This is a genomic window from Streptomyces sp. Ru62 (assembly GCF_002920615.1).
In the GTDB taxonomy this organism is placed as follows: Bacteria; Actinomycetota; Actinomycetes; order Streptomycetales; family Streptomycetaceae; genus Streptomyces.
Genome location: NZ_PQSU01000028.1, coordinates 59096 through 79349 on the forward strand (window position 1 = coordinate 59096; position 20254 = coordinate 79349).

The following is a 20254-nucleotide window of genomic DNA, read 5'->3' on the forward strand; positions in this document are numbered from 1 at the left end:
ACGCCGACCACCCATGACCTCCGCGGCCTCCTCCAGAGGGTCGGACACGCGCCGGACGACGGCACGCACCCGCACGGCTCTGCCGGCCCGACCCCACCCCGACGGCCGTCGCGCCGGCGGAGCCGGAGGCGGGGCCCGTTGTCAGTGCCGTGTCCTACGCTGCCCGTGATCGGTGAACGTGGGGCGGGAGGCGTGTGATGGGTGGCAACGCATGGTGTCACGTGGGGCGGTATCAGCCCGATCTGGCGGCGGCGTTCCGGCAGGAGCAGGAGGCGGAGCTGGCGCGGGACGACCACGGCTTCCCGGGACGTAGCGTCGAGGAGCTGTGGGGGGACACGGAGTGGATGGAGTACGTCTACACCGGTGGTACGGCCTCGGTCCTCGACCAGGCGGTCATGGTGGAGCCCACGGACACCGAAGGCGGGCCCTTCATGCGGCCGTTGACCGACGCCGAGGTCAGAGCCTGGGCACCTGACGGCCGGCCGACGCACGCCGCATGGCTCGACGCGCTGGACTCGGACCGGCTGTCCTTCCCCGACCGCGCCTGCGGGAACTGCACGGTGCTGTACGACGAGAACGGCCCGGCGGGGATCGCGTACTGGGGCGTCACCGCGGACTAGTCGCTCCCGGCCAGCGCCTCCAGTGGATCGTCCAGCACCGGCTGCCAGGCCAGTTCCGCCGCGCCGACCAGACTGTTGTGGTCCAGGGTGCACGGCAGGATGGGGACGCCCCCGCTCTGGCCCCACAGGCTGCGGTCGGCGACCACCGCGCGCAGCCGGCCGGGGTCCGCGGCCAGCAGGGTGCGGTGCAGACCGCCGAGGATGATGCGGTCCGGGTTGAGGATGTTGACCAGGCCGGCCAGGCCGAGGCCGAGACGGTCGATGAGGACCTCTGCGGCCCTGCGCACGGCCGGGTCGTCGTACTGGGTGCGCAGCAGGTCGCCTGCCTGCTGGACGAGTGACACCTCGGGGCCGGGCTCCCGGCCCGCCTCCACGAGCAGGGCCAGCGGGTCCGCCTCGACGTCCAGGCAGCCCCGGCTGCCGCAGTGGCAGGGGCGGCCCTCGGGGTTGACGGTGAGGTGGCCGACCTCCAGCGCGAGCCCCGAACTGCCCGTGTGCAGACGACCGTCCAGGACGAGCGCGCCACCGACGCCCCGGTGCCCGGTGGCCACGCACAGCAGATCCCGCGCGCCCCGGCCGGCGCCGTGCCGGTGTTCGGCGAGGGCGGCGAGGTTGACGTCGTTGCCCGCGAACGCGGGTCCGCCGATGCCCGCGGCCCGCACGCGCTCCGCGAAGATCTCCCGGACGGGGGCGCCCGCGGGCCAGGCCAGGTGCAGTGGGTTGAGGGCCAGACCGGCGGGTTCGGCGACGGCGGACGGCACCGCGAGCCCGGCGCCCACACAGCGCCTCCCGGTGCTGCGCAGCAGCTCCGCGCCCGCCTCGACCACGGAGCCGAGCACCTTCGCGGGGTCGGCGTCGACGGTCTCGCAGCCGGGCGCGGTCGCCACGATCCGTCCGCCGAGGCCGACCAGCGCGGCCCGGAAGCCGTCGGCGTGGATCTGCGCCGCGAGCGCGACCGGCCCGTCCTCGGCGACCTCCAGCCGGTGCGAGGGGCGCCCCTGGGAGCCGGCCGCCGAACCGGGCCGGGCGTCCACGCGGATCAGGCCCAGCGCCTCCAGCTCGGCGGCGACCGCGCCGGCCGTCGCCCGGGTGACGCCGAGTTCGGCGGTGAGCACGGCGCGGGTCGGCGCCCGTCCGGTGTGCACCAGCTCCAGCGCCGGCCCGAGCGCCCCGCGCCCGCGGTCCAGCCGCGCCCTTGACGTGGTCCTCTCCCCCGCTGCCCGGGGATCCGCCTTGCCGCTCATGAGGGCGAGTCTCCCATGATCCGCACCCCGGGTGGCCTGCGCCGCCGGCTACAGGCCGCTCACCCGCAGGGTGATGTTCAGCCGTCCGGCGAGACCCAGCCAGGCAGGGGCCGTGCCCGGGCGGACGCGCGGCACTCCGTGGTAGGCGAACCGCGACGGGCCGCCGAAGACGAACAGGTCGCCGCTGCGCAGTTCCACGTCGGTGTAGGGCTTCGCGCGCGTCACGGTGTTGCCGAAGCGGAACACGCAGGTGTCCCCGAGGCTCAGCGAGACCACCGGCGCGTCGGTCTTCTCGTCGCCGTCGCGGTGCATGCCCATGCGGGCGTCACCGTCGTAGAAGTTGATCAGCGCGATGTCGTACGGAGCGGCCGGTACGGCGTCCGGGCCGAGTGCGTCGGCCACCGCGCGGCGGCCCAGCGCGTCGAGCCAGTCCGGGAACGGCTTCACGGGGCTGCCGTCGCCGTCGACGACGGTGCGGGCGTAGGCGTACGGGTACCAGTGCCAGCCCAGGCAGACCTGGCGCGCGGTCATCGTGCCGCCGCCCGGCGTGCGGACCGTGCGCAGCCCGGCGGGTGGCCGGGCCCAGTCCCGGCAGGCGGCGAGCAGGGCGCGCTGCCGCTCGGCGTCCAGCCAGTCCACGACGTGCACGGCGCCCGGCGCGACCTCCGCACGCTCCCGGGGGAACAGCTCGTCCTCCATGCCCCCATCCTGCCCCACGCCCTCTGATCTGCGGCTCCGCTAGCCTGGACGCACGATGAGCGACCGTATGACGACACCGTGGGGCGAGGTCGAACTGACCCGCTTCCCCGAGGACCCCCGCGACCGGCTGCGCGCCTGGGACGCCTCCGACGCGTACCTGCTGCGCCACCTCGCGGAGGAGAAGGTGCCGCTCACGGGCACGGTCGTGGTGGTCGGGGACCGCTGGGGCGCGCTGGTGACCGCGCTGGCGGAGCACCGGCCGACGCAGATCACCGACTCCTTCCTCGGCCAGGAGGCGACCCGGGCGAACCTGGCGCGGGCGGGCGTGGAGCCGGGTGCCGTGCGGCTGCTCACCACGCAGGATCCGCCGCCGGAGCGGGTGGACGTGCTGCTGGTGCGGGTGCCGAAGAGCCTGGCACTGCTGGAGGACCAGCTGCTGCGGCTGGCGCCCGCCGTGCACGCGGAGACGGTCGTGGTCGGCACCGGCATGGTGAAGGAGATCCACAGCTCGACGCTCCGGTTGTTCGAGCGGATCCTCGGCCCGACCCGGACCTCCCTGGCCCGGCAGAAGGCCCGGCTGATCTTCTGCACCCCGGACCCGGCGCTGGAGCGGCCCGCGAACCCGTGGCCGTACAGCTACGCCCTGCCGGACGGCGTCGGCGCGGTGTCGGGGCGCACGGTGGTCAACCACGCGGGCGTGTTCTGCGCCGAGCGGCTGGACATCGGCACCCGTTTCTTCCTCCGGCACCTGCCCGGCCCCGGCGCCGGGCGCGTGGTGGACCTCGGCTGCGGCAACGGCGTGGTCGGTACGGCGGTGGCGCTGGCCGATCCGGCGGCCGAGGTGCTGTTCGTGGACGAGTCGTACCAGGCGGTGGCCTCGGCGGAGGCGACGTACAAGGCGAACGGGGTGCCGGGGCACGCCGAGTTCCGGGTCGGGGACGGGCTGGCCGGGGTGGCGCCCGGCAGTGTGGACCTGGTCCTGAACAACCCGCCGTTCCACTCCCACCAGGCGACCACGGACGCGGTGGCGTGGCGGATGTTCGCGGGGGCGCTGCGCTCGCTGCGGCCGGGGGGTGAGCTGTGGGTGATCGGGAACCGGCACCTGGGGTACCACGTGAAGTTGAGGCGGTTGTTCGGCAACAGTGAACTGGTCGCCTCCGACCCGAAGTTCGTGGTGCTGAGGGCGGTCAAGAGGGGTTAGGCGCTCTGCCGGAAGCCGGGCTGGTCAGCCCCCGGCCCGGGAGAGGACCCCGATGATCCGCCGTACCTCGCAGGCCATCGCCTCCCGCCCCGCACCGAGGTAGCTGCGCGAGTCGACGGCCGCGGGGCGGGCGTCGAGGAATTCCCTGATCGCCCCGGTCATGGCCGCGTTGAGCGCGGTCCCGACGTTGACCTTGGCGATGCCCCCGCCGACCGCCGCGACCAGACCGTCGTCCGGCACCCCGGAGGAGCCGTGCAGGACGAGCGGCACGGTCAGCGCGGTCGACAGCCGCCCCAGCAGTCCGAGGTCGAGGACGGCGGTGCGGGTGGTCATGGCGTGCGTGCTGCCGATGGCGACGGCCAGGGCGTCGACGCCGGTGTCGGCGACGAAGTCCCGCGCCCGGCCGGGGTCGGTGCGGGCGCCGGGGGCGTGCGCGTCCAGCGGTGGCCGGCCGTCCTTGCCCCCGATCTGCCCCAACTCGGCCTCGATCCAGAGGCCTTGGGCGTGCGCCCAGTCGACGGCGGCCCGGGTCGCGGCCAGATTGCCGGTGTACGGGAGGTGGGCCGCGTCGTACATCACCGAGCTGAACCCGGCGCCGGGCGCCTGGCGCAGCAGGTCGTCGCTCTGCACGTGGTCCAGGTGCAGAGCGACGGGTACGGCGGCCCGTTCGGCGGCGGCGACGGCGGCGCGGGCCAGCGGCAGCAGCCGTCCGTGGCGGAACTTGACGGCGTTCTCGCTGACCTGGAGGACCACGGGTGCGCCGGCGGCCTCGGCGCCGGCGATGACGGCCTCGATGTGTTCCAGGGTGATGACGTTGAACGCGGCGACGGCGGAGCGGGCGGCGGCGGCCCGGGTGATCAGCTCGCCGGTGGACGCGAGGGGCACGTGAGGTGTCCTTCCGGGAGGGCCGACGGGTTCAGGGGGCGAGGATCACCGAGCGGGTCAGGTGCCGCGGCCGGTCGGGGTCGAGGCCCCGGGCGGTGGCGACGGCGACCGCGAGCCGCTGGACCTTGACGAGTTCGGCGAGCGGGTCGAGCCCGCCCTCGATCCACAGGCCGCCGGTGGCGCGGACCTGTTCGGCGAGTCCGTCCGGCGCCGGGCCGAGCATCCAGGTGGCCGTCCCCTCGGTGGTGACGCTGATCGGGCCGTGCCGGTACTCCATCGCCGGGTAGGACTCGCTCCAGGAGAGGGAGGCCTCGCGCATCTTCAGCCCGGCCTCGTGGGCGAGTCCGACGGTCCAGCCGCGCCCGAGGAAGGTGAACTGCGCGCACTCCACGAGCCCTTCGGGCAAGGGAGCGGCGAGGGCGGTGCGCGCGTCGGCGACGACGGCGTCGGTGTGCAGGCCGAGGTGGGCGCGCAGGAGCGTGAGCGCGGTGGTCGCGAACCGGGTCTGGACGACGGAGCGTTCGTCGGCGAAGTCCAGCACGACGAGGTCGTCGGCGGCCGACACGACCGGGGTGTCCGGGTCGGCGGTCACGGCGGTGGTGCGGGTCCGCCCCGCCGACTCGGCCAGCAGTTCCAGTACTTCGGTGGTGGTGCCGGACCGGGTCAGGGCGAGGACCCGGTCGTACCGCCGCCCGTGCGGGAACTCGGAGGCGGGGAACGCGTCGGTCTCGCCCTGTCCGGCGCCCTCGCGCAGGGCGGCCACGGCCTGGGCCATGAAGTACGAGGTCCCGCACCCGACGACGGCGACCCGCTCGCCCGGCTCCGGCAGGGCGCCGCGGTGCCGCCCCGCCTGCTCGGCCGCCCGTATCCAGCACTCGGGCTGGCTGTTCAGCTCGTTCTCGGCATGCGTCATGCCCAGACCCTCCCCTGGCTGATCGTTCTTGCAAGATATAGCGAGCTTTCGAACACAATCAAGCATTCGGACGCCGGACCGGGTGCGTTAGGGTCGCCGGGAGATCGAACGGAAGGAGGCGTCGGATGTCCCGGGACGCCCGCTGGCAGGCGCTGCTGGAACTGCTCGTGGAGCGCGGCCGGCTGGAGGTCGAGGAGGCGGCGGCCGAGCTGGCGGTGTCGGCGGCGACGATCCGCCGGGACTTCGACCAGCTCGCCGAACAGCAGATGCTGGTCCGCACCCGGGGCGGAGCCGTGGTGCACGGGGTGTCCTACGAACTCCCGCTGCGCTACAAGACGGCCCGGCGCGCCTCGGAGAAGCAGCGTATCGCCAAGGCGGTGGCCGAACTCCTCGCTCCGGGCGAAGCGGTGGGACTGACCGGCGGTACGACCACCACGGAGGTGGCCCGGGCGCTGGCCGTGCGCGGCGACCTCGCCACCGGCTCACCGGCGCTCACCGTGGTCACCAACGCGCTCAACATCGCCAACGAGCTCGCCGTACGCCCTCAGTTCAAGATCGTGGTGACGGGCGGGGTGGCGCGCGCGCAGTCGTACGAGCTCGTCGGCCCGCTCGCGGACGGGGTGCTGGGCCGGATCACGCTCGACGTGGCGGTGCTCGGTGTCGTCGGCTTCGACGTGACGCACGGGGCGGCGGCGCACGACGAGGAGGAGGCGGCGATCAACCGGCTGCTGTGCGAGCGCGCCGAGCGGGTGGTGGTCGCCGCCGACTCCAGCAAGCTGGGCCGCCGGGCCTTCGCCCGTATCTGCGGGACGGAGCTGGTGGACACGCTGGTGACGGACACGGCGGCGGAGCGGGAGACGGTACGGCGGTTCGAGGAGGCGGGCGTCCGGGTGCTGACGGTCTGAGACGGCGCCGGCCGGTGCCTCCGGCTCCGGCCGCCGCCTCAGAGACCGCCGAGGTCGGCCTTCACGAACCCCGCGCCGCGCTGGTCGTTGCAGTCAGCGACCGCCCGGTCCGCCGGATCGGGCCACGTCTGCTGGGCCTGGAGCGCCACGCTGACCAGCGTCAACAGCAGGTCGACGTCGCTCGCGGCGTCCAGGCGCAGGGTCACCCACTGCGAGCCGGGCACGACCCTGATGGCGTCCGAGCCCCTGAGGTCCTTGGCGAACCGCCGGACCGCCCGGTCGGTGAGCCGCAGGTCGACATCGCGCTCGGAGTGGAAGTGCGCGATCTCCCCCTGGGCCGACCTCACGGCCTGTCCCAGGCCGCAGCTCGGGACGGACCGTCTCAGGTCCGGCCAGGTCGCCAGTTGCGCGAGCGCGCGCGAGGCCAACGTCATGGGCCCATCATGGCGCGCTCACCCGCCCGCAACCAGCTCGTGAGCAAGCATTAACCGACCTGTATCCGCCGCCCGTTCAGGAACCCGCACGGAAATCCGCCCACCGAACAGGCCGACACGCAGCAGGTGACCGGGCTTCGACACTCCGTTGACTCCGGCCGAACCGCCGTGCGACGGTGAGGGCGCGCCCCCCTCACCATCCCTGGGAACTGGAGGCAGACCGCTGTGACCTTCGGAAACGATGACTCCCGCCGGCCCATGGAGCGCGGTCTGACACCGGACCAGCTGGAGTTGTTCGAGAAGGAGTTCACCGCGCGCCCGGTGAACCGGCTGATGCAGAACGCGGTCACCCAGACTCCCGTGGACGATGTGGCCCTCGACCGGCGGATCCTCACCGGCATCGACCATTCGGTCTCCCACCACCTGGACGACTGGAAGGTCACCGACCAGAAGCAGAGCGGGCGTTGCTGGATGTTCGCCGGGCTCAACCTGCTGCGGGTCGGCGCCGCGCGGAAGCTGGGCGTGAAGGACTTCGAGTTCTCCCAGAACTACCTGCTGTGGTGGGACAAGTTCGAGCGGGCGAACCACTTCCTGGAGGCCGTCATCGAGACGTCCGGCCGTGACGTGGACGACCGCACGGTGGCGCACCTGCTGGCGGATCCGATCGGTGACGGCGGCCAGTGGAACATGTTCGTCGCCCTGGTCGCCAAGCACGGCCTGGTCCCGAAGTCGGCCATGCCGGAGACCGACAGCTCCTCCTCGACCCGGGCGATGAACCGGGCCCTGGAGACCCTGCTCCGCCAGGGCGCCCGCGATCTGCGCCGGCCGGCCGCCGAGGGGGTCGAGGCCCAGCGGGCACACAAGCGGGAGGTGCTGGCCGCCGTGCACCGGGTGCTCAGCATCCATCTCGGCACGCCTCCGCAGCGGTTCCTGTGGCAGTGGGAGGACAGCAACAAGGAGTTCCACCGCGACGGCTGGCTCACCCCGGCGGAGTTCGCCGCCGCCTATGTCGAGCTCCCGCTGGACGAGTACGTCTGCCTGGTGCACGATCCGCGGGAGTCGAGCCCGGTCGGCCGCACGTTCACCGTCGAGTACCTGGGCAATGTCGTGGACGCCCCGCCGGTGGTCTATCTCAACGCGCCGATCGAGCTGCTGAAGCGGCTGGCCATGGAGGCGATCGTCGGCGGCGAGCCGGTGTGGTTCGGCTGCGACGTGGCCAAGATGATGCGGGCGGACGCCGGCGTCTGGGACGCCGCGCTGTTCGACTACGCGGCCGTCTACGACGCCCCGTTCACCCTGGACAAGGCCGACCGGCTGCTGCACCACGACACGCAGATGACCCACGCGATGCTGTTCACCGGCGTCGACGTGGTGGACGGGAGCCCGCGCCGCTGGCGGGTGGAGAACAGCTGGGGTGAGGAGAGAGCCGACAAGGGCTTCTGGACCATGAACGACTCGTGGTTCGGCGAGCACGTCTTCGAGATCGCCGTGCGTCGCTCCGCGCTGCCGCCGGAGCTGTCCGCCGCCCTCGACCAGCCGCCGATCGTCCTCCCCGCCTGGGACCCCATGGGCGCCCTCGCGGACTGAGCCCGGCGGTGAGGGCCGCCGCCTCACCCCTGTCGGTGACGTCAGTGCTGGAGACAGACCCGCTGGAACGCCTGGCGGATCTCGTGCGGCGCGATCGCCGTACTGCCGTCGTCGTCGCGGTCGGCGATCTGCGTGAAGTGCCTCCCGGCCGCTTCCAGGTCGCCCCCGCGGCGGGCCAGGCCGCCCGCGACGCGGTTGCCGTCCAGCCGCCCCGGACACTCCCCGAGGACCGCGGCGACGACCGGCGCACCGCCGCCGTCCCGGTCGGCGGCGGGTGCGGTACCACCGCTCGGCCTCCGCGAAGTCCCAGCGGACCCGGTGGACGATGGCGGGGGTACGGGCGCCTGCGCGTCCCCCTCCTCGGCGGCCTTCTCCCACCAGGGCAGGGCCCGGTCCAGCCGCCCCCGCCCGGTGAGCGACTCCGCGCGCTCCCGGGCCGCGCCCGGCGTCCCGGCCTGTGCGGGAGCCGACTCGCCGCTGTCCTCGGGCATGCCGGCACACGTCTGCTCGTGCATCCGTAGGGGGTGGCGGACGGCCGCCGTGCGTCGTCCCGGTACGTCGGCCCCGGCCGAGGACTCGTGCCGTGCCCGCTTCCCGCTGGAGCCCGCTCCATCCGGCACACTCAGCGCATGGAGACTGCCGAGTTCCTTGAGATCCTGGACCGCGAGGGCCGATTGCTCGCGGCGGCCGCCGCCGCGGCGGGGGCCGAGGCCAAGGTGCCGACGTGCCCGGAGTGGCAGGTGCGGGACCTGGTACGGCACACCGGCACGGTGCACCGGTGGGCCGCCGCCCTGGTCGCGGAGGGACGCAGCGCGCCCCGTCCCCTCGACGAGCCACCGGCGCTGGACGGGGCCGAGCTGGTGGCCTGGTACCGGGACGCGCACCGTCTGCTGGTGGAGACGCTGGCCGCCGCGCCCGCCGACCTGGAGTGCTGGACCTTCCATCCCGCGCCCAGCCCCTCGCCGCTGGCCTTCTGGACCCGGCGGCAGGCGCACGAGACGACCGTGCACCGCTACGACGCCGAGGCGGCGCGCGGCGGTACGCCGTCCCCGATCGCGCCGGACTTCGCGGTGGACGGCATCGACGAACTGCTGCGCGGCTTCCACGCCCGTCCGCGCAGCCGCGTGCGCACCGAGGAGCCGCGTACGCTCCGGGTGCGCGCGGTGGACGCGGGGCCGGACGCGGTGTGGACCGTACGGCTCGGTGACGGGCCGCCGGTGACGGTGCGGGCGGAGGAGAGGCCGGCCGAGGCCGAACTCTCCGGACCGGCCGACCAGTTGTACCTGGCGCTGTGGAACCGGACGGCGGTGCCACGCGTGACCGGCGACCCGTCACTCGCCGCGCTGTGGCGGGAGCGGTCCCGCATCTGACGACCGTCCACAGTTGCCCGTCCCGGGCACCGGCGGTCCAGGCGGCCCGGGGTCGGTCCGACGACCCCGACGGCTCCTCCCCCGGCGCCGGCCGGCACCGGGAGCCGTCAGTCCGCCTCGGTCAGCATCCTGGCCAGCACCGCGCGCTGCACCGGCCGTACCTCACCGTGCAGCGCGCGTCCCTTCGCCGTGAGGACCACCCGCACCCCGCGCCGGTCCTCCGGACACATGGCCCGCTCGACCAGGCCGTCCTTCTCCAGGCGGCCGATGAGCCGGGACAGCGCGCTCTGACTGAGGTGGACCCGGTCGGAGATCTCCTGCACCCGGTAGGCGCAGCCGCCGTCCGCCGCCGAGCCCTCGGCCAGCAGGTCGAGAACCTCGAAGTCACTCGCGCACAGTCCGTGCCCGTGCAGCGCCCGGTCCACTTCACACTGGGTGCGCGCATGCAGGGCCAGGATGTCCCGCCACTGCTCCACGAGCGCCTGCTCGGCCTGCTTCTTCGCCGCCATGAACGCACGGTAGCAGAAAGACGCATTTATTGCACCGTCATTAAATGCACTTGCATCTCATGCATGTGCATGCAAGTGTACGCGGCATGACCTCTCCGCTCACCACCTCCACGGCCCCGTCCCCGGCGGTCCGCTGGACGCCCAGACTGTGGGGCACCCTGCTGGTGCTGTGCGCCGCGATGTTCCTGGACGCACTGGACGTGTCGATGGTCGGCGTCGCGCTGCCCTCCATCGGTGCCGATCTGGGCCTGTCCACGTCGACCCTGCAATGGGTCGTCAGCGGCTACATCCTGGGCTACGGCGGCCTGCTCCTCCTCGGCGGCCGGACCGCCGACCTGCTCGGCCGGCGCCAGGTGTTCCTGGTGGCGCTCGGCGTCTTCGCGCTGGCCTCGCTGCTCGGCGGACTCGTGGACTCCGGCCCGCTGCTGATCGCCAGCCGCTTCATCAAGGGCCTGAGCGCGGCCTTCACGGCACCGGCGGGCCTGTCGATCATCACCACGACGTTCCCGGAGGGTCCGCTGCGCAACCGGGCCCTGTCGATCTACACCACCTGCGCCGCCGCCGGCTACTCCATGGGCCTCGTCTTCTCCGGGCTGCTCACCGAGGCCAGCTGGCGGTTCACCATGCTGCTGCCCGCCCCCGTCGCCCTGCTCGCCCTGCTCGTGGGCACGAGGCTGCTGCCGCGCAGCGAGCGCGAACGTGACCACGGCGGCTACGACGTCCCGGGTGCCGTCCTCGGCACCGCCTCGATGCTGCTGCTGGTGTTCACCGTCGTCGAGGCGCCCGGGGCCGGCTGGGCCTCGGTCCGGACGCTGCTGTCCTTCGTCGCCGTGGCCCTCATGCTGGTCGCCTTCGTGGTCGTCGAACTGCGCAGCCCGAGCCCGCTGGTCCGGCTCGGGGTGCTGCGCTCCGGACCGCAGGTCCGGGCCCAGCTCGGCGCGTTGACGTTCGTCGGCAGCTACACGGGCTTCCAGTTCCTGGTCACGCTCTACATGCAGCAGGTGCTGGGCTGGTCGGCCCTGCACACGGCACTGGCGTTCCTGCCGGCGGGCGCGCTGGTGGCGCTCTCCGCGACCAAGGTCGGGGCCGTCATCGACCGGTTCGGGACCGCGCGGCTGATCGTGGTCGGCTTCGTCCTGCTGGCGGTCGGGTACGCGCTGTTCCTGCGCGTCGACCTGCACCCGGTGTACGCGGCCGTGATCCTGCCGACGATGCTGCTGGTCGGCTCGGGCTTCGCGCTGACGTTCCCGTCCCTCAACGTCCAGGCCACCAACGGTGTGGACGAGCACGAGCAGGGCATGGTCTCCGGTCTGCTGAACACCTCCGTGCAGGTGGGCGGCGCGCTGTTCCTGGCCGTCGTGACGGCGGTGGTGACCGCGCACGCTCCCGCGCAGGCCACCCCGCGGGCCGTCCTGGACAGCTACCGGCCCGGTCTGGTCGTGGTCGCGGTCATCGCCGTCGTGGGGCTGCTGCTGTCGCTCAGCGGGCTGCGCCGGCCCCGGCGGGGACGGTCGGTCGTGGTCGCCAGGTCCACCCTGAAGGAGGCGGACGCGGACCGCGTACCGGTCCGCGACTAGGAAAGAGGGGGACGCCTCCACACGTGCGCCCGGCGGGGATCGCTTGCCCCGCCGGGCGCACGCCTGTGAAACTCACGGAATGGACGCTTACGGGGGCCGCCGCAACAAGGCGGAGCGGGACGCGGCGACGGTCGAGACCGGCTACGCGCTCGTCAGCGCCGCGTTCGCGGCGGCGGTGCTGCTCGGGACCGTGGCCGGGCCCGCGCTCCTCTTCGACCTGCCCGGCCTGCTGTCGAAGGTCCTGCTGCGGCTCGGCATGACGGTCGCGCCGGTCGTGTTCGTGGCCCGGGTGGTCAGCGTGCTCGTGCGCTTCCGGCGGACCGCTCAGCCCAGCCAGCCGGGCCGTACCAGCCCCGACTCGTAGGCGAGGACGACGAGTTGGGCGCGATCCCGGGCGCCCAGCTTCACCATGGTCCGGCTCACATGCGTCTTGGCCGTGAGCGGGCTGACCACCAGCCGGCGGGCGATCTCCTCGTTGGACAGGCCGATGCCGACCAGCGCCATCACCTCCCGCTCCCGTTCAGTGAGCCGGGCGAGCGCGTCCGCGGCCGCGGGTTGCTTGGACCGTGCCGCGAACTCGGCGATCAGCCGGCGCGTGACGCCCGGCGACAGCAGCGCGTCCCCCTGGACCACCGCCCGTACGGCACGCAGGAGTTCCTCCGGCTCGGTGTCCTTCACCAGGAAGCCGGAGGCGCCCGCGCGGATCGCCTCGAAGACGTACTCGTCCAGTTCGAAGGTGGTGAGCATGACCACCTTCACGTCCACCAGCGCCGGGTCGGACGTGATGCGCCGGGTCGCGGCCAGGCCGTCCAGCAGCGGCATGCGGATGTCCATGAGGACGACGTCCGGCCGCAGTTCGCGCACCCGGCGCAGCGCCTCCTCGCCGTCGGCCGCCTCCCCGGTCACCTCGATGTCCGGCTGGGCGTCGAGCAGCGCCCGGAAACCGGCGCGCACCAGCGACTGGTCGTCGGCGAGCAGTACCCGGATCACCGGTCCTCCCTGAGCTGTGACGGCAGGACGGCGAGCACCCGGAAGCCGCCGTCGGGGCGCGGGCCCGCCTCGATGGTGCCACCCAGCGCGGCGGCCCGCTCCCGCATGCCGGCCAGCCCGTTGCCGCTGCCCCCGGCGTCCGCGCCCGTCGCCGGTCCGTCGTCGTCGATCCGCAGCCGCAGAACGCCGTCGGCGTACGCGAAGCACACGCGCGCGTGCCGTGAACCGGAGTGGCGTACGACGTTGGTGAGGGCCTCCTGCACGATGCGGAAGGCGGCCAGGTCGGCGCCCGGCGGCAGCCGGGGCGGCTCGCCCTCGGTCTCGACGGTCAGGCCGGCCGCCGCGGCCTGCTCCACCAGTTCCGGCAGCCGGTCCAGACCGGGCGCGGGGGCGCGCGGCGCGGCGCCCGGGGCGCGCAGGGTGCCGAGGACCTGGCGCACCTCGCCCAGCGCCTCCTTGCTGGCGGCCTTGATCGTGGTGAGCGCGGCCCGCGCCTGCTCGGGGTCGTTGTCCAGCAGCGCGAGTCCCATGCTCGCCTGGACGTTGATGACGGAGATGCTGTGGGCGAGGACGTCGTGCAGTTCGCGGGCGATCCGCAGCCGCTCCTCGTCCGCGCGCCGTCGCGCCGCCTCCACGCGGTCCGCGCGCTCCCGTGCCCACTGTTCGCGCCGCACCCGGGCCAGCTCGGCGAGGGCGACGACGGCCAGCACCCAGGTGGCGACGACGATCTCCTGGCCGATGCCCGCGCCGCGGTCCCCGGCGGGCGGGAGCCAGCGGTACAGCCAGAGCGCGACCAGCACATGTCCCGCCCACAGCAGCGCGACGGCCGCCCAGGCCGCCCGCCGGTGCCCGGCGACGACCGCGCCGAAACAGCCGACCGCCACGGCGAGGAAGACCGGTCCGTAGGGGTGACCGAGGGCCAGATAGGCCAGGGTCGCGGCGGCCGCGCCGAACGCCACGGCCACCGGGTGGCGGTGCCGCCACAGCAACAGGGCCGAGGCGACGAGCAGCAGCACGCGCGCATAGCCGTCGAGCGGCACCCGGTCCGGCTGGCTGTGCGCGGCGAAGTGGCTGCCGACCAGGACGAACGCGGTGATCAGCACGGTGGAACGCCACGGCAGCCCGGCGCGGTGCGCCTCGCCGTCGTCCGGGCGGTTCCACCCGGGCGGCCCGTACCGCCACCCGTGCCAGGGACCGCCGCCGTGCTGCTCGTCCATGCGGGCCACGCTAGACGCCGTCGCACCGGGACGACGTCAGCCGGGCGAGGTGATCAGGCGTACTCCCGGGGGAGTACACGGCTCGGGACGCCCTGACGCCCGGCCGGCCACGGCCGTGGCCGGCCCGGCAGGGGTCCGCCACCGCACCACCCCGAAGGGGGCGACGCCTCACTCAGCCCCGCCCCAGCCCCACGCCTTCCGCCAGTCGGCCGGCCGCGTGACGGAAGAACGCCTCGCGATCCTCCACCACCCGGTTGAACTGCCCGAACAGTTCGAATCCGATCAGTCCGAACAGCTGGGCCCAGGCCGCCACCAGCGCCACCGCAGCCTCCGGCGGTACGTCGGGGGCGAAGTCGGCGACCATGCGCGCGCCCTCGGGGCGCAGGCCGGCCGGGAGGGAGAGCGCGGACAGGCCCTGACCCTCGTGGGCGTCCCGCACGATGCCGATGAAGACCATGCCGACGCGGGCCGCGGCCGGGACGGTGGTCTCGGGAGCGGAGTAGCCGGGCACGGGCGAGCCGTAGATCAGGGCGTACTCGTGCGGATGGGCGAGCGCCCAGTCGCGTACCGCCTCGCACACGGCGATCCAGCGGTCCGGCGGCGGGGCGTCGGCCACGGCGTCCCGGGCCCGCTCGGCCGCCTCGCCGACGGAGTCGTAGGCGTCGATGATCAGGGCGGTCAGCAGGTCGTCCCGGCTGGGGAAGTAGCGGTACAGGGCCGACGAGACCATGCCCAGCTCGCGGGCCACGGCCCGCAGGGAGAGCTTGGCCGCGCCCTCCGCCGCCAGCTGTCTGCGTGCCGCCTCCTTGATGGCCGCGGTGACTTCCTGTCTGGCCCGGGCGCGGGCACCCTGTGCGGTGGTCATGCCAGCAGTGTGCCACGCGGAGAGAGCAGTGCACACGGACGAGAGCGGCAGACGCAGTCGAGAACAGTGACTACAAAAGAGAGCACTGCTCTTGCTACGGAGCACCCGTCTCCCTCACACTGGAGTCGCACGAGAGCACCGCTCTCTCAATCCGTGGGGGTCACCATGTCGACACACGTCGTCCAGCCGGGCTGGTTCACCGTCAACGTCCTCAACCGGGCCGTCTCCTGGCTCACCCGGCGCGGCATCAGCATCTGGGGCTCCCGGGTCCTCGCGGTGCGGGGGCGCAAGAGCGGGCAGTGGCGCACCACGCCGGTCAACCTGCTGACGGTGGACGGGCAGCAGTACCTGGTCGCCCCGCGCGGCCACGTCCAGTGGACCCGGAACATGCGGGCGGCCGGCGGCGGCGAACTGCGGCTCGGGAAGAACGTGGACGTCTTCACCGCGACCGAGGTCGCCGACGACGACAAGGTCCCGCTGCTGCGGGCCTACCTCAAGCGCTGGAAGGCGGAGGTCGGGGTCTTCTTCAACGGCGTCGGCCCCGACTCCCCGGACGCGGAGCTGCGCCGGATCGCCCCCGACCACCCGGTCTTCCGCATCACCGTCACGAACTGACGGGCTCCTCCGCCGGGGCGGCCTGGCCCCGGTCGAACGCGGTCAGCGCGCGCTGGGCGATCGGGTGGGAGCGGACGAGCTCGCCCAGCGAGGTCGAGCCCTGGGTGATGTCCCGGAACGCCCGCCAGGCGGGGCGGAACCCGGTGAGGGCCGCGTGGAAGAGACCGGGGCGCTTCTCGAACACGGCCAGCATCCGCTTGCCCACGCTCATCTCGACGCCGAGCCCCGCCTTGATCGCGAACGCGTAGTTCAGGGCCTGGCGGCGGGCGTCGACGGCGTCGTGCGCCTCGGCGATCCGGACCGCCCACTCCCCCGCCAGCCGGCCCGACCGCAGCGCGAACGAGATGCCCTCGCGGGTCCACGGCTCCAGCAGGCCGGCCGCGTCCCCGCAGACCAGCACCCGGCCCCGGGACAGCGGCGAGTCGTCGGCCCGGCAGCGGGTCAGGTGCCCGGAGGAGAGGGCAGGCTCGAAGCCGGCGAGGCCCAGCCGCGCGATGAAGTCCTCCAGGTAACGCTTGGTGGCGGCGCCCTCACCGCGCGCCGAGATCACGCCGACCGTCAGCGTGTCGCCCTTCGGGAAGACCCAGCCGTAACTGCCCGGCATCGGACCCCAGTCGATCAGGACCCGGCCCTTCCAGTCCTCGGCGACCGTCTCCGGCACCGGGATCTCCGCCTCCAGGCCGAGGTCGACCTGGTCGAGCTTCACGCCGACGTGGGCTCCTATCCGGCTGGCGCTGCCGTCGGCGCCGACGACCGCGCGGGCCAGCACCGTCTCCCCGCCCTGGAGGACGACGGCGACCGTGCGCCGGTCCGGCACCGCCGAGCCGTGCTGCTCGACCCGCTGCACCGTGACGCCCGTACGCAGCTCGGCGCCCGCTTTCTGGGCGTGCTCGACCAGTTGCTGGTCGAACTCGGGGCGGTTGATCAGCCCGAACAGCATCTGCTTGGAACGGCGGGTGCGGGTGAAGCGGCCGTTGTTGGAGAAGGTCACCGCGTGCACCCGGTCCCGGAAGGGCAGCTCGAAGCCGGGCGGCAGCGCGTCGCGCGAGGGGCCGATGATGCCGCCGCCGCACGTCTTGTAGCGGGGCAACTCGGCCTTCTCCAGCAACAGCACGCGCCGTCCCGCGACCGCCGCCGCGTAGGCCGCCGAGGCGCCCGCCGGGCCCGCGCCCACCACGACGACGTCCCAGACCCGCTGCACGTCGTCCGCCGAAGAGTTCTCGCCGCTCACGATGGTCTACCGCTCCGATCAAGCCGTTGCCGAGTGTCCTGTCGCATCCTACGGCGGCCGTCCGCGCAGGCCACTGTGGGAGGATCGGTCCCACCCCGTACAACGTCGCACCTACGAGGAGCGTGCCCATGCCGTCGAATCCGGTCGCCGAGACCGTCGCCTCGCTGCTGCCCCGGGCGAAGGCGGAGCTGACCGAACTGGTCGCCTTCAAGTCGGTGGCGGACTTCACGCAGTTCCCGAAGAGCGAGAGCGACGCCGCCGCGGGCTGGATAGCCGACGCGCTGCGCGCCGAGGGTTTCACGGACGTGGCCCTGCTGGACACCCCGGACGGCACGCGGTCCGTGTACGGCCACCTGCCGGGCCCGGAGGGTGCGAAAACGGTTCTCCTGTACGCGCACTACGACGTGCAGCCCCCGCTGGACGAGTCCGGCTGGGCCACCCCGCCGTTCGAGCTGACCGAGCGGGACGGCCGCTGGTACGGCCGCGGGACCGCCGACTGCAAGGGCGGCTTCATCATGCACCTCCTCGCGCTGCGCGCCCTCAAGGCGAACGGCGGCGTCCCGGTGCACGTGAAGGTGATCGTGGAGGGCTCGGAGGAGCAGGGCACGGGCGGCCTGGAGCGGTACGCCGAGCAGCACCCCGAGCTGCTGGAGGCGGACACCATCGTCATCGGCGACGCGGGCAACTTCCGGGTCGGCCTGCCGACGGTGACCACCACGCTGCGCGGTATGACCATGGTCCGGGTCCGGATCGACACCCTGGCCGGCAACCTGCACTCGGGCCAGTTCGGCGGCGCCGCCCCGGACGCGCTGGCCGCGCTCATCCGGGTGCTGGACTCGCTGCGCGCCGAGGACGGCTCCACCACGGTCGACGGCCTGGACGCCACGGCCCGGTGGGACGGCCTGGAGTACGCCGAGGAGCAGTTCCGCACGGACGCCAAGGTGCTGGAGGGCGTCGAGCTGATCGGTGACGGTTCGGTCGCCGACCGCATCTGGGCCCGCCCGGCCGTCACCGTCCTCGGCATCGACTGCCCCCCGGTCGTGGGCGCCACCCCGTCGGTGCAGTCGAGCGCCCGCGCCCTGGTCAGCCTGCGGGTGCCGCCGGGCGTGGACGCGGCGGAAGCCACCAAGCTGCTCCAGGCACACTTCGAGGCGCACACCCCGTGGGGCGCCCGGGTCAGCACCGAGCAGATCGGCCAGGGCCAGCCGTTCCGCGCCGACACCTCCAGCCCGGCCTACCAGGCGATGGCCGACGCGATGGCGGTGGCCTACCCGGGCGAGACCATGCAGTACGCGGGCCAGGGCGGCTCCATCCCGCTGTGCAACACGCTCGCCGGTCTCTACCCGCAGGCGGAGATCCTGCTCATCGGGCTGAGCGAGCCGGAGGCGCAGATCCACGCGGTCAACGAGAGCGTGTCCCCCGAGGAGCTGGAGCGGCTGTCGGTCGCGGAGGCGCTGTTCCTGCGCAACTACGCCGCGGGCTGAACCGTTCTGCCCAGGGCAGAGGGCCCTCGCCCCCTGGCGGGGGCCCTCCCTACGGTCGGCGCATGGACGTCATCGAACTGCTGCCCGCACTGCATCTGTTGCGCTTCCCGGTCGGCCAGGCCCACCTCTGGCGCGACGGCGACGAACTGACGCTGGTCGACGCGGGTCCGATCGGCTCCGGCCGGACGATCGCCGACGCGATCACCGCTCTGGGGCGCGCCCCGCAGGACGTACGACGCGTCGTCCTGACCCACTTCCACGAGGACCACGCGGGCGGGGCGGGCGAGTTCGCCGCGCTGAGCGGGGCCGAGGTGCTGGCGCACCCTCTGGACGCGCCGTTCGTGCGGGGTGAACGGCCGGGTCCGCCGCCGCGGTTCGAGGAGTGGGAGCTGCCGATCCACGCGAAGGCGGCCCGCCACCTACCCGAGGGCCCCGCGGTGCCCCCGCCCGCCCTCACCGAGGTGACGGACGGGGACGTCCTCGGCTTCGGCGGCGGGGCCCGGGTGGTGCACGTCCCGGGGCACACGGACGGCAGCATCGCGCTGTTCCTGCCCGCGCACGGTGTGCTCTTCACCGGGGACACGGTGGCGGCGGCACCGGACGACGGGACGCCGATGGCGGGGGTGTTCAACCTGGACCGGGCCCAACTGCTCGCCTCGATCGGGCGGTTGGCGGACCTCGGGGCGGAGGTGGCCTGCTTCGGCCACGGGGATCCGGTGCTGAGCGGCGCCACCACCGCACTCCGCGCGATCGTCGCGGCGCCGGGTCAGCCGACCGGCACGCCCGCCTCCAGGTAGAGCGCGCTGCCCCGCTCCCGGGCGCGCAGCGCCCAGCGCAGCCGCTCGTAGCGGACGGGTGGCAGCATCGCGGCGGCCTCCTGCTCCGTGGCGAACCGCCAGGCGCGCAGTTCCGGGCCGGGCAGCAGCACCCGCGACGCCTCCCCCGACCCCAGCCGGCCCCCGTCGAACAGCAGCCGCAGTCCGCCGAACCCGGGCGGGACGGGCCGCTCCCAGTCGACGACGAGCAGCCGGGGCACCTCGCGCAGGTGTATCCCGGTCTCCTCGGCGACCTCGCGCATCCCGGCGCGGGCCGGGGCCTCGCCCCGCTCCACCACGCCACCGGGGAACTCCCAGCCGGGCTTGTAGGTGGGGTCGACCAGCAGCACCCGGTCGTGCTCGTCGAAGAGCAGCACGCCGGCGGCGAGCGTCTCGGCGGTCGGCTCGGGGGTCTGCACGATGTCGCAGGCGGGCACGGCCCCGCTGCCGACGGCGTCGGCGATGCGGACGGCGGTCTCGTACGGGGTGAGGTCGCTGGTGTCGACCGGGTGGGCGTCGGCGGTGAGCCAGGAGGCGAGGGCGGCGCGGTAGGGCTCGATGTGGTCGTACGACCACTGCCGTACGCGCATCGCGCCGTCGGGCAGCTCGGGCGGGATCTCCCGCCCGGCTATCCGCTCGCGCAGGATCGTTTCGGCCGGGGTGAGCAGCAGATGGTGCACGGTGATCCGGCGGGCGGCGAGACCGCCGAAGATCTCGTCCCGGTACTCCTGGCGGAGCAGGGTCATGGGCACCACGAGGGTGCCGCCCAGCTCGGCGAGCATCGCGGCGGCGGTGTCGACCACCAGCCGGCGCCAGATCGGCAGGTCCTGGAAGTCGCCGGCCTCGGCCAGGCGCTTGGGCGGCAGCAGGTGCGTGAGCGCCCCGCCGATGACCTCGGGGTCGAAGAGCGCGCTGTTCGGGATCAGTTCGATCAGTTCGCGTGCCGTGGTGGTCTTCCCCGCACCGAACGCGCCGTTGATCCAGACGACGGTCACGGACTCCCCCTCCTGTGTCGGCCCCCTGAGGCTTGCCCGCTCCACCCTGCCACGGAAACCCCCTCCCGTTGAGGGCGCCTGTCCGCGCGCGCACGGGA

At 73.7% G+C, this 20254-nt stretch carries 22 protein-coding genes; 10 read left to right on the forward strand and 12 right to left on the reverse strand.

Translation table 11 applies throughout. The annotated features are described in order from the left end of the window. The first annotated feature begins 221 nt into the window (after positions 1 to 221). A complete protein-coding gene (locus C3492_RS32160) occupies positions 222 to 620 on the forward strand; it encodes a hypothetical protein (RefSeq protein ID WP_258056023.1) in 399 nt (132 codons plus the stop codon). Here C3492_RS32160 and C3492_RS32165 read toward each other — a convergent pair. Together C3492_RS32165 and C3492_RS32170 are read right to left on the reverse strand one after the other, a co-directional pair. Then, complete coding sequence (locus C3492_RS32165; RefSeq protein ID WP_103816163.1) at positions 617 to 1864, reverse strand: ROK family protein; 1248 nt, start codon at positions 1862 to 1864, stop codon at positions 617 to 619. The two genes, C3492_RS32160 and C3492_RS32165, sit on opposite strands and share 4 nt — an antisense overlap. 48 nt (positions 1865 to 1912) lie before the next feature. Next, positions 1913 to 2563 (reverse strand): alpha-ketoglutarate-dependent dioxygenase AlkB, encoded by a 651-nt coding sequence (locus C3492_RS32170; RefSeq protein ID WP_103816164.1) that lies wholly within the window; start codon positions 2561 to 2563, stop codon positions 1913 to 1915. A gap of 67 nt (positions 2564 to 2630) precedes the next feature. On the opposite strand from C3492_RS32170, the gene C3492_RS32175 reads away from it, so the two are divergent. Beyond that, the gene (locus tag C3492_RS32175) at positions 2631 to 3764 is read left to right on the forward strand and encodes a methyltransferase (RefSeq protein ID WP_103816165.1); all 1134 of its coding nucleotides are present in this window, start codon (positions 2631 to 2633) and stop codon (positions 3762 to 3764) included. Positions 3765 to 3788: 24 nt separating this feature from the next. On the opposite strand, the gene C3492_RS32180 is transcribed toward C3492_RS32175, so the two are convergent. Together C3492_RS32180 and C3492_RS32185 are read right to left on the reverse strand one after the other, a co-directional pair. After that, complete coding sequence (locus tag C3492_RS32180; protein WP_103816166.1) at positions 3789 to 4649, reverse strand: class II fructose-bisphosphate aldolase; 861 nt, start codon at positions 4647 to 4649, stop codon at positions 3789 to 3791. Between the two features lie 31 nt (positions 4650 to 4680). After that, complete coding sequence (locus C3492_RS32185; RefSeq protein WP_103816167.1) at positions 4681 to 5562, reverse strand: SIS domain-containing protein; 882 nt, start codon at positions 5560 to 5562, stop codon at positions 4681 to 4683. Between the two features lie 125 nt (positions 5563 to 5687). On the opposite strand from C3492_RS32185, the gene C3492_RS32190 reads away from it, so the two are divergent. Further along, positions 5688 to 6467 (forward strand): DeoR/GlpR family DNA-binding transcription regulator, encoded by a 780-nt coding sequence (locus C3492_RS32190; RefSeq protein ID WP_103816168.1) that lies wholly within the window; start codon positions 5688 to 5690, stop codon positions 6465 to 6467. A gap of 38 nt (positions 6468 to 6505) precedes the next feature. Here the strand turns inward: C3492_RS32190 and C3492_RS32195 are convergent, their stop codons facing one another. Beyond that, complete coding sequence (locus C3492_RS32195; RefSeq protein ID WP_181140665.1) at positions 6506 to 6901, reverse strand: luciferase family protein; 396 nt, start codon at positions 6899 to 6901, stop codon at positions 6506 to 6508. Positions 6902 to 7126: 225 nt separating this feature from the next. On the opposite strand from C3492_RS32195, the gene C3492_RS32200 reads away from it, so the two are divergent. Then, entirely contained in the window at positions 7127 to 8488 is a 1362-nt protein-coding gene (locus tag C3492_RS32200) for an aminopeptidase C (RefSeq protein ID WP_219822107.1), read from the forward strand. A gap of 41 nt (positions 8489 to 8529) precedes the next feature. Here C3492_RS32200 and C3492_RS32205 read toward each other — a convergent pair whose 3' ends face one another. Then, on the reverse strand, positions 8530 to 9003 hold the full coding sequence (locus tag C3492_RS32205) for a hypothetical protein (RefSeq protein ID WP_103816169.1): 474 nt from the start codon (positions 9001 to 9003) through the stop codon (positions 8530 to 8532). Positions 9004 to 9117: 114 nt separating this feature from the next. Here C3492_RS32205 and C3492_RS32210 point away from each other — a divergent pair, with 114 nt between their 5' ends. After that, positions 9118 to 9858, forward strand: a complete 741-nt coding sequence (locus C3492_RS32210) for a maleylpyruvate isomerase family mycothiol-dependent enzyme (RefSeq protein WP_103816170.1) — start codon at positions 9118 to 9120, stop codon at positions 9856 to 9858. A gap of 107 nt (positions 9859 to 9965) precedes the next feature. Here C3492_RS32210 and C3492_RS32215 read toward each other — a convergent pair whose 3' ends face one another. Next, positions 9966 to 10367, reverse strand: a complete 402-nt coding sequence (locus tag C3492_RS32215; RefSeq protein WP_103816171.1) for a MarR family winged helix-turn-helix transcriptional regulator — start codon at positions 10365 to 10367, stop codon at positions 9966 to 9968. Between the two features lie 86 nt (positions 10368 to 10453). Between C3492_RS32215 and C3492_RS32220 the strand changes: the two genes are divergently transcribed. Beyond that, positions 10454 to 11944 carry an MFS transporter gene (locus C3492_RS32220; protein WP_103816172.1) on the forward strand — a complete coding sequence of 497 codons (1491 nt, stop codon included), beginning with the start codon at positions 10454 to 10456 and terminating at the stop codon, positions 11942 to 11944. A gap of 79 nt (positions 11945 to 12023) precedes the next feature. Then, positions 12024 to 12308, forward strand: coding sequence for a DUF6332 family protein (locus tag C3492_RS32225; RefSeq protein ID WP_103816173.1), 285 nt, complete (start codon positions 12024 to 12026; stop codon positions 12306 to 12308). On the opposite strand, the gene C3492_RS32230 is transcribed toward C3492_RS32225, so the two are convergent. The 3 genes from C3492_RS32230 to C3492_RS32240 all read right to left on the reverse strand — a co-directional run bounded on the left by C3492_RS32230 (position 12269) and on the right by C3492_RS32240 (position 15016). Continuing rightward, the gene (locus tag C3492_RS32230; RefSeq protein ID WP_103816174.1) at positions 12269 to 12934 is read right to left on the reverse strand and encodes a response regulator transcription factor; all 666 of its coding nucleotides are present in this window, start codon (positions 12932 to 12934) and stop codon (positions 12269 to 12271) included. The genes C3492_RS32225 and C3492_RS32230 overlap by 40 nt on opposite strands. Then, a complete protein-coding gene (locus C3492_RS32235; RefSeq protein ID WP_103816175.1) occupies positions 12931 to 14151 on the reverse strand; it encodes a sensor histidine kinase in 1221 nt (406 codons plus the stop codon). Before C3492_RS32235 ends, C3492_RS32230 begins: the two co-directional genes overlap by 4 nt. Before the next feature lie 172 nt (positions 14152 to 14323). Further along, the gene (locus tag C3492_RS32240) at positions 14324 to 15016 is read right to left on the reverse strand and encodes a TetR/AcrR family transcriptional regulator (RefSeq protein ID WP_103816176.1); all 693 of its coding nucleotides are present in this window, start codon (positions 15014 to 15016) and stop codon (positions 14324 to 14326) included. Between the two features lie 165 nt (positions 15017 to 15181). Here C3492_RS32240 and C3492_RS32245 point away from each other — a divergent pair, with 165 nt between their 5' ends. Continuing rightward, the gene (locus tag C3492_RS32245) at positions 15182 to 15631 is read left to right on the forward strand and encodes a nitroreductase family deazaflavin-dependent oxidoreductase (protein WP_103816234.1); all 450 of its coding nucleotides are present in this window, start codon (positions 15182 to 15184) and stop codon (positions 15629 to 15631) included. Here the strand turns inward: C3492_RS32245 and C3492_RS32250 are convergent. After that, on the reverse strand, positions 15621 to 16862 hold the full coding sequence (locus C3492_RS32250) for a geranylgeranyl reductase family protein (protein WP_103816177.1): 1242 nt from the start codon (positions 16860 to 16862) through the stop codon (positions 15621 to 15623). The genes C3492_RS32245 and C3492_RS32250 overlap by 11 nt on opposite strands. A gap of 128 nt (positions 16863 to 16990) precedes the next feature. On the opposite strand from C3492_RS32250, the gene C3492_RS32255 reads away from it, so the two are divergent. Both C3492_RS32255 and C3492_RS32260 read left to right on the forward strand, forming a co-directional pair. Further along, on the forward strand, positions 16991 to 18346 hold the full coding sequence (locus C3492_RS32255) for a dipeptidase (RefSeq protein ID WP_103816178.1): 1356 nt from the start codon (positions 16991 to 16993) through the stop codon (positions 18344 to 18346). Between the two features lie 62 nt (positions 18347 to 18408). Next, positions 18409 to 19143, forward strand: coding sequence for an MBL fold metallo-hydrolase (locus C3492_RS32260; RefSeq protein ID WP_103816179.1), 735 nt, complete (start codon positions 18409 to 18411; stop codon positions 19141 to 19143). Here C3492_RS32260 and C3492_RS32265 read toward each other — a convergent pair. Then, a complete protein-coding gene (locus C3492_RS32265) occupies positions 19113 to 20156 on the reverse strand; it encodes an NUDIX domain-containing protein (protein WP_103816180.1) in 1044 nt (347 codons plus the stop codon). The two genes, C3492_RS32260 and C3492_RS32265, sit on opposite strands and share 31 nt — an antisense overlap. Positions 20157 to 20254 lie beyond the last annotated feature (98 nt).